This window comes from Streptomyces sp. NPDC006450 (assembly GCF_040612195.1).
In the GTDB taxonomy this organism is placed as follows: Bacteria; Actinomycetota; Actinomycetes; order Streptomycetales; family Streptomycetaceae; genus Streptomyces.
The window spans coordinates 1-7,331 of the sequence record NZ_JBEXPT010000197.1; the positions used below are offsets into that span (position 1 = coordinate 1).

The following is a 7,331-nucleotide window of genomic DNA, read 5'->3' on the forward strand; positions in this document are numbered from 1 at the left end:
GCGGAGGGGCCCGGCAGCCGCGCCGGGGCGGAGGGGCCCGGCAGCCGCGCCGGGGCGGAGGGGCCCGGCAGCCGCGCCGGGGCGGAGGGGCCCGGTTCGCCCGCCCGGCCCACCGGCCCCCGTGGCTCCGCCCTGGGCGGGGACCCGGCGGTGTCCACCGGTACCGGGACCCTGCCACCCGGTGGTGCCCGCCGGGTACGGGTCACCCAGGGAGCCCGCGTACGCCGCGGAACCGGCCGGAGTCGGGGCCGCCGGGGACGGAGCTGTAGAGGACGGAGCTGCAGAGGACGGGGCTTCCGGGAACGAGGCCGCCGGACACGGGACCGCCGAGTACGAGGCTGCCGCAGGCGAGGCCGCCGAGCGCGGGCCCCGTCCGTGCGCCCCGGACGCGGCGGGCCCGGTCAGGTGGCCGGCGAGGGCGTGCAGGACCGGGAGGTACGGCGTGGCGTCGGGGACGCGGAGCAGCGTCTCCGCGAGGAGGCGGGCGGCCCACCAGTGGGCCTCGGGGCCGGCCGGGCCGTCGAGCACGGACACGAGCCGCTCCAGCGCCGCTCCCCGTTCCCCGGGCGGCAGCAGGCGCAGGGCCTCCAGGACGGGCCCGATGCGGTGGCGGGGCACGTCCCGGCCCAGGGTCTCCAGGGCGGCGGGGAGGTCCAGGTGGGCGGCCTGCACCCAGTCGGCGAACTCCTCGTGGGCGAAGCGGTAGCCCTCGCCCGCGGGGACCAGCAGTCCCTCGGCGAGCACCGCGGAGGCCCACCCCGACCGCCAGGGGAACAGTTCCTCGAAGGAGGCCCGGTCCATCTGCCCCTGCCCCGGCCCCAGACAGCGCCGAGCGGCCTCGTGCACCTGCCCGGCCACGCGCGCGGCCAGTCGGCCCACCCCGGGCGCGTGCACCCCGGCCGTGTCCGGCCCGCCGGCGCCGACCGGGTCCGCGGCCCCTCCGGATCCACGGGGCCGCGGGAGCGCGGCCGACACCCGTACGGCGACGCGCAGGCACAGCAGGTCCAGGTGCGCGGCGAACACCTGGTCACGCGACGGACGGCCCGCGGTGACCCCGGCCGCGCGGACCTCCGCGAGCAGCCGCAGCGTGAGCGGGTGGCGGGCATCGGCGCCGGCGACCGCGTCGGCCGGGATTCCCAGCCGGGCCCCGGCCAGTGCCGCCTCCTCCGGGGCGAGGTCCCCGATCGCGACCGCGGGCGGCAGCCGCCGGGCCGGCCGGGCCGGCCTGTGGAGCATGCGGTGCGGGAAGAGCCTCCCGGCGGACTCCCAGTGTTCGGGCCGTGCGGCCACGGCGAGCCGGGCCCCGGTCGCGTCCAGCCAGGCGGCGGTCGCTCCGGTCCACGGTGCGGCCCGCGCCGCGAGCCGCGGCGGCATCTCCTCGGGCCCGTCCAGGACGACGAGCAGGGCCCGCCCGGCCGAAGCCACGAGCGAGGCCAGCGCCGACGCCGGGTCCGCTCGGGGGCCGGCGACCGACCCGCGGCCGGGGCCGGGGCGGGAGCCGGGGTTCACGGCCGCAGTCGGCCCTTCCCCCGCCGACGGCGCTCCTCCCACGGCCGCGGCCTCAGATGGGGACGGCTCCTCAGCGGGGCCCGTCCCCGGCCTCGCGGCCCCCTCCCGAACCCCCGGCCCGCTGCCCGGCACCTCCAGGATCCGGCCCGCCTGCGTCAGCGCCCGCGCCACGGCGTCGGCCAGCGAGGTGTCGTCGGCCCGCAGGTCGGCGCCGCGCAGCCAGAGGGTCGGGGCCGGGCGCGGGCCGCGGGTGCGGCGGACCGCCAGGGCGGCGAGGGCGGTCGTGCGGCCGGTGCCGGGGCGGCCGACCAGGGCGAGGACCGGGCGGTCCCCTGCGGTGAAGGCGTCGAGTTCGGCCGCGATCGCCGGGCGGTCCACCGGCTCCGGTCCCCGGGCGGCGAGGGCCGCGCCCAGGGTCGTCCCGGTGAGCTGCAGGGCCCCGGCGAGGTTCAGGTCGGCGCCGTAGCCCGGGACGGTGGCGGCGTTGCGTTCCAGCAGGGCGGCGAGGGGCCCGCCCGGATCGGCGGCGGCCGCGGCCGCGAGGGGCACGGCGAAGCCCCCGGAGCGGTGCTCCGCCCGCAGAGCGGTGCACAGGACCGCGAGCACCGCTCCGGTCCCGGCGTCCAGCACCGGGCCCCCGCAGGCCTCGCCGCCGAGCCGCAGCGCGTCGCGCCCGTCGGTCCCGATGGCCAGTTCCAGCGCGGCCGGGAGCAGGTGGGAACGGTCCGTCGCCGTATGGGTGGCCTCGGCGTGGCCGAGCACCCGCGCCTGGCGCCAGCCCCGCGCGGACAGCCGTACGTACGTCCCGGGAGCGATCACCGCCCGCGGCGCGACCGGCAGCGGCCGTACCCCGAGCCCGTCGCTCCGTACGAGCGCCAGCCCCAGCTCCGGCAGTGCGGTCACGTCCGAGGCACCCGCCAGCCAGGTCCGCTCCCCCGGCGCCGGCCCGTGCAGGGCCACCCGGGCCAGTCCGTCCACGGCCTCGTGGCTGGTGAGCACGGTCCCGCGGTCGTCCGCGACGAACCCGCTCCCCCGCGGCCGCCCGGCGAGATCGCAGATCCTGATCAGTTCCGCCGTCACCGCACCACTCCCCGCCGCGCGTGCCCCGTAGGCACGACGGTAGGCAGGTGAAGATCAGCGGGAACAGCACGCGTGGCGAAAGCGCCCCCTTACGCTCCCTCCATTCACTCCGAGCGCCTGCTCGGACGGGTGAATAAGAGGGTCCGGGTGGATAGAGACCTACCCGAGGGGGGTCGTGGAGCGGTGAGCAGCAATCCATGTGCGCTCACCGCTCCACGTCAATCGAAGACCGGCCGCGGCCTCAGACGAAGACGGCGAGCGACTTGGCCTTGCCGCCCTTGCTCTCCACGAGCCCGAGCAGCTGCCCGTCCGGCCCGTAGACCGCGACCGCCTTGCCGGGCTCGTACTCGTCCGGCATGTCGATCCGCACGCCGTTCGCGAGCAGCGACGCCCGCCGGGCGTCCAACTCCCAGCGCGGGAACGCTGCGGCCGCCGCGTCGCCGATCGGCATGACGGTCAGCTCCTCCTGGAGCTGGTCGAGCGTGCGCGCCCGGTCGATCTTGTACGGGCCCACCCGCGTGCGCCGCAGCGCCGTGAGGTGCCCGCCGACGCCGAGGTCGGCGCCGAGGTCCCGCGCGAGCGCGCGGATGTACGTACCGCTGGAGCAGACCACGGAGACGACGAGGTCGACGACCTTGGTGCCGTCCTCGGCCTCCGCCTCCCGCATGTCGTACACCTGGAACGAGGAGACGGTCACCGGGCGGGCCGGGATCTCGAAGTCCTCGCCGTCGCGGGCGCGCTTGTAGGAGCGCACGCCCTTGATCTTGATGGCGCTGACCTTGGACGGGACCTGCATGATTTCGCCGGACAGCTTGGCGATGCCCGCGTCCACGCCCTCCCGGGTGACCCCGGTGGCGTCCGTGGACGAGGTGATCTCGCCCTCGGCGTCGTCCGTCAGGGTGTCCTGGCCCAGTCGGATGGTGCCGAGGTACTCCTTCTCCGTGAGCGCGAGGTGGCCGAGGAGCTTGGTGGCCTTCTCGACGCCCAGGACCAGCACGCCCGTCGCCATCGGGTCGAGCGTGCCGGCGTGGCCGACGCGGCGGGTCTTGGCGATCCCGCGCATCTTGGCGACCACGTCGTGCGAAGTGAAACCGGACGGCTTGTCGACGATGACCAGGCCGTCCGGCGTCTTCCCTGCGTTGGTGCCCATTACGCGGATGCGTCCCCGTCTTCGTCAGAGCCGTCGGCGTCGTCGGCATCGTCCTCGTCCGGCTTCTTGTACGGGTCGGCGTCGCCGGCGTACTGAGCCCCGGAGGACACCTCCCGCACGTGGGCGTCGGAGGTCCGCGCCTTCTCGAGGAGGTCCTCGATGGTCTTGGCGTTCTCCGGGAGGGCGTCCGCCACGAAGGTCAGGGTGGGCGTGAACTTGGTTCCCGCCGCCCGGCCGACCGCGGAGCGCAGGACGCCCTTGGCGCTCTCCAGGCCCGCCGCCGCACTGGCCCGGTCCTCGTCGTCGCCGTACACCGTGTAGAAGACCGTGGCCTCCCGCAGGTCGCCGGTGACCCTGGTGTCCGTGATGGTCACGTGCGTACCGAGGCGGGGGTCCTTGACGCCGCGCTGCAGCTTCTCGGCCACCACCTCCCGGATGAGGTCCGCCAGCTTCTTCGCCCGCGCATTGTCGGCCACTGGTCCGTCTCCTTCTCAAGTCTTGCGGTCAGTCTTCATCACCGTGGAGCCGTCGTCGTACCGACAGCAGCTCCACTTCCGGACGTGCCGCGACCAGCCGCTCGCAGCGGTCCAGTACATCCGAGAGGAACCCCGTGTCCCCACTCACCAGAGCGACCCCTATGAGGGCCCTGCGGTGCAGGTCCTGGTCGCCCACTTCAGCCGCGCTCACAGAGAACTTGCGCTGGAGCTCGGCCACGATGGGCCGGACGACGGAGCGTTTCTCCTTCAGCGAGTGAACGTCGCCGAGGAGCAGATCGAAGGACAGAGTCCCCACGTACATGCAGTTCCGGATATCCCGCCGGTGCGGGTTCGGTGGCCTGCCGGCCGTCGCGCGGCAGGGTCACCAGAACCGTACACGCAACGGCCGGGGCCGATCGACGGATATTCCGCCGACCGGCCCCGGTGTGACAGCTTCCTACGACACGGTGCGAACCGCCTCGCGCTTACGCGCGGGGCTTCTCGCGCATCTCGTACGTCGCGATGACGTCGTCGATCTTGATGTCGTTGAAGGAACCGAGGTTGATACCACCCTCGAAGCCCTCGCGGATCTCGGTGACGTCGTCCTTGAAGCGGCGCAGACCGGAGATGGTGAGGTTCTCGGCGATGACCTTGCCATCGCGCAGGAGCCGCGCCTTGGTGTTGCGCTTGACCTCGCCGGAGCGGATGAGAACACCCGCGATGTTGCCCAGCTTGGACGAGCGGAAGATCTCGCGGACCTCCGCCGTACCGAGCTCGACCTCTTCGTACTCCGGCTTGAGCAGACCCTTGAGGGCCGCCTCGATCTCCTCGATGGCCTGGTAGATCACCGAGTAGTAGCGGACGTCGACACCCTCGCGGTCCGCCATCTGCGCGGCACGGCCGGCCGCACGGACGTTGTAACCGATGACGATGGCGTCGGAGCCCATCGCCAGCGAGATGTCGGACTCGGTGACCGCACCCACGCCGCGGTGCAGGACGCGGATGTCGACCTCTTCACCGACGTCGAGCTGGAGCAGCGAGGACTCGAGAGCCTCGACCGCACCGGACGCGTCGCCCTTGATGATGAGGTTGAGTTCCTGGACCAGACCGGCCTTGAGGACCGAGTCGAGGTCTTCCAGGGACACCCGGCGAACGCGCTTGGCGAAGTTGGCGTTGCGCTCTCGCGCAGCACGCTTCTCGGCGATCTGACGGGCGGTGCGGTCCTCGTCGACGACGAGGAAGTTGTCGCCGGCGCCGGGGACGTTGGTGAGACCCAGGACCAGGACGGGGGTCGACGGACCCGCTTCCTCGACGTTGTTGCCCTTGTCGTCGAGCATGGCGCGCACGCGGCCGTAGGCGTCGCCCACGACCATCGTGTCGCCGACGCGGAGGGTACCGCGCTGGACGAGGACGGTGGCAACGGCACCGCGGCCGCGGTCGAGGTGGGACTCGATCGCAATACCCTGAGCGTCCTGCTCCGGGTTGGCGCGCAGGTCGAGCGAGGCGTCGGCGGTGAGGACGACGGCCTCGAGCAGGGAGTCGATGTGCAGACCCTGCTTGGCGGAGATGTCGACGAACATCGTGTCGCCGCCGTACTCCTCGGCGACCAGACCGAACTCGGTGAGCTGACCGCGCACCTTGACCGGGTCGGCACCCTCGACGTCGATCTTGTTGACCGCGACGACGATCGGAACGCCGGCGGCCTTGGCGTGGTTGAGCGCCTCGATCGTCTGCGGCATCACGCCGTCGTTGGCCGCGACCACGAGGATCGCGATGTCGGTCGACTTGGCACCACGGGCACGCATGGCGGTGAACGCCTCGTGACCCGGGGTGTCGATGAAGGTGATCTTGCGCTCTTCACCGTTGACCTCGGTACCGACCTGGTACGCACCGATGTGCTGCGTGATGCCACCGGCCTCGCCCGCAACGACGTTCGTCTTGCGGATGGCGTCGAGCAGTCGGGTCTTACCGTGGTCGACGTGACCCATGACGGTCACGACCGGCGGACGCGGCATGAGGAATTCCTCGCCGCCCTCGTCCTCGCCGAACTCGATGTCGAAGCCCTCGAGGAGCTCGCGGTCCTCTTCCTCCGGGCTGACGATCTGAACGACGTAGTTCATCTCGCCGGCCAGCATTTCGAGGGTCTCGTCGGAGACGGACTGCGTGGCAGTGACCATCTCGCCGAGGTTCATCATCACGGCGACGAGCGACGCCGGGTTGGCGTTGATCTTCTCCGCGAAGTCGGTGAGGGACGCACCGCGCGACAGGCGAACGGTCTCGCCGTGGCCGCGGGGCAGCATCACGCCGCCGACCGACGGGGCCTGCATGGCCTCGTACTCCTGGCGACGCTGGCGCTTGGACTTGCGACCGCGACGCGCCGGACCGCCGGGACGGCCGAAGGCACCCTGCGTGCCACCACGGGCACCGGGACCACCGGGACGCCCGCCGAAGCCGGGACGACCGCCGCCACCGGCACCAGCCGGACCGCCGCCGAAGCCGCCACCACCGGGACGGGGACCGCCGAAGCCGCCACCGCCGCCGGGACGCGAGCCCGGACCGGCCGGACGACCGGCGAAGCCGCCGCCCGCGGGACGGCCGGCGCCACCGGCGCCGCCGGGACGGGGACCGCCCGCACCGGGACCACGGCCACCGGGGCCGCCACCGGGACGGGGACCGGGACCACCGGCAGCGGGACGCTGCGGCATCATGCCCGGGTTCGGACGGTTACCACCGGGGGCACCACCCGGACGCGGAGCGCCGCCCTGCGGGCGGGGCATGCCGCCCGGGGTCGGACGACCCGCACCGGCACCCTGCGGACGCGGAGCGCCGCCGGGGCCGCCCTGCGGACGGGGAGCGCCACCCTGGCGGTCACCGGCGCCGGGGGCACCGGGACGGGGAGCGCCGGCCGGACGGGGCGCCTGCGGGCGCGCCATGCCGGTGGAGCCACCAGAGGTGAAGGGGTTGTTGCCCGGACGGGGACCGGCCGGACGGGCGCCCTGCGGACGCGGTGCCTGGGAACCGGGACCGGCGGGACGCTCGGCACGCGCCGGAGCGGCGCCGGCCGGACGCGGGGCGCCGGGACGGGCGCCGGACTGGCCGCCCTGGGCCGCCGGACG

4 protein-coding genes and 1 pseudogene are annotated in these 7,331 nt (G+C 74.2%); all 5 read right to left on the minus strand.

Translation table 11 applies throughout. From position 1 onward, the window contains the following. A pseudogene (locus ABZY57_RS31325) lies at positions 1-2,589 on the minus strand (hypothetical protein); the annotation flags it as partial. 241 nt (positions 2,590-2,830) lie between these two features. Continuing rightward, a complete protein-coding gene (gene truB, locus ABZY57_RS31330; RefSeq protein ID WP_356517706.1) occupies positions 2,831-3,739 on the minus strand; it encodes a tRNA pseudouridine(55) synthase TruB in 909 nt (302 codons plus the stop codon). Beyond that, on the minus strand, positions 3,739-4,215 hold the full coding sequence (gene rbfA, locus ABZY57_RS31335) for a 30S ribosome-binding factor RbfA (protein ID WP_356517708.1): 477 nt from the start codon (positions 4,213-4,215) through the stop codon (positions 3,739-3,741). Before rbfA ends, truB begins: the two co-directional genes overlap by 1 nt. Positions 4,216-4,243: 28 nt before the next feature. Beyond that, positions 4,244-4,537 (minus strand): DUF503 domain-containing protein, encoded by a 294-nt coding sequence (locus ABZY57_RS31340; protein ID WP_330298868.1) that lies wholly within the window; start codon positions 4,535-4,537, stop codon positions 4,244-4,246. Between the two features lie 163 nt (positions 4,538-4,700). Next, positions 4,701-7,331 (minus strand): translation initiation factor IF-2 (gene infB, locus ABZY57_RS31345; RefSeq protein WP_356517710.1); only part of this gene is annotated, 2,631 nt, incomplete at its 5' end.

Bases quoted from the DNA above. Each gene is read 5' to 3' on its own strand.
- truB (WP_356517706.1), bottom strand. From the start codon at position 3,739: ATGGGCACCAACGCAGGGAAGACGCCGGACGGCCTGGTCATCGTCGAC.
- ABZY57_RS31340 (WP_330298868.1), bottom strand. From the start codon at position 4,537: ATGTACGTGGGGACTCTGTCCTTCGATCTGCTCCTCGGCGACGTTCAC.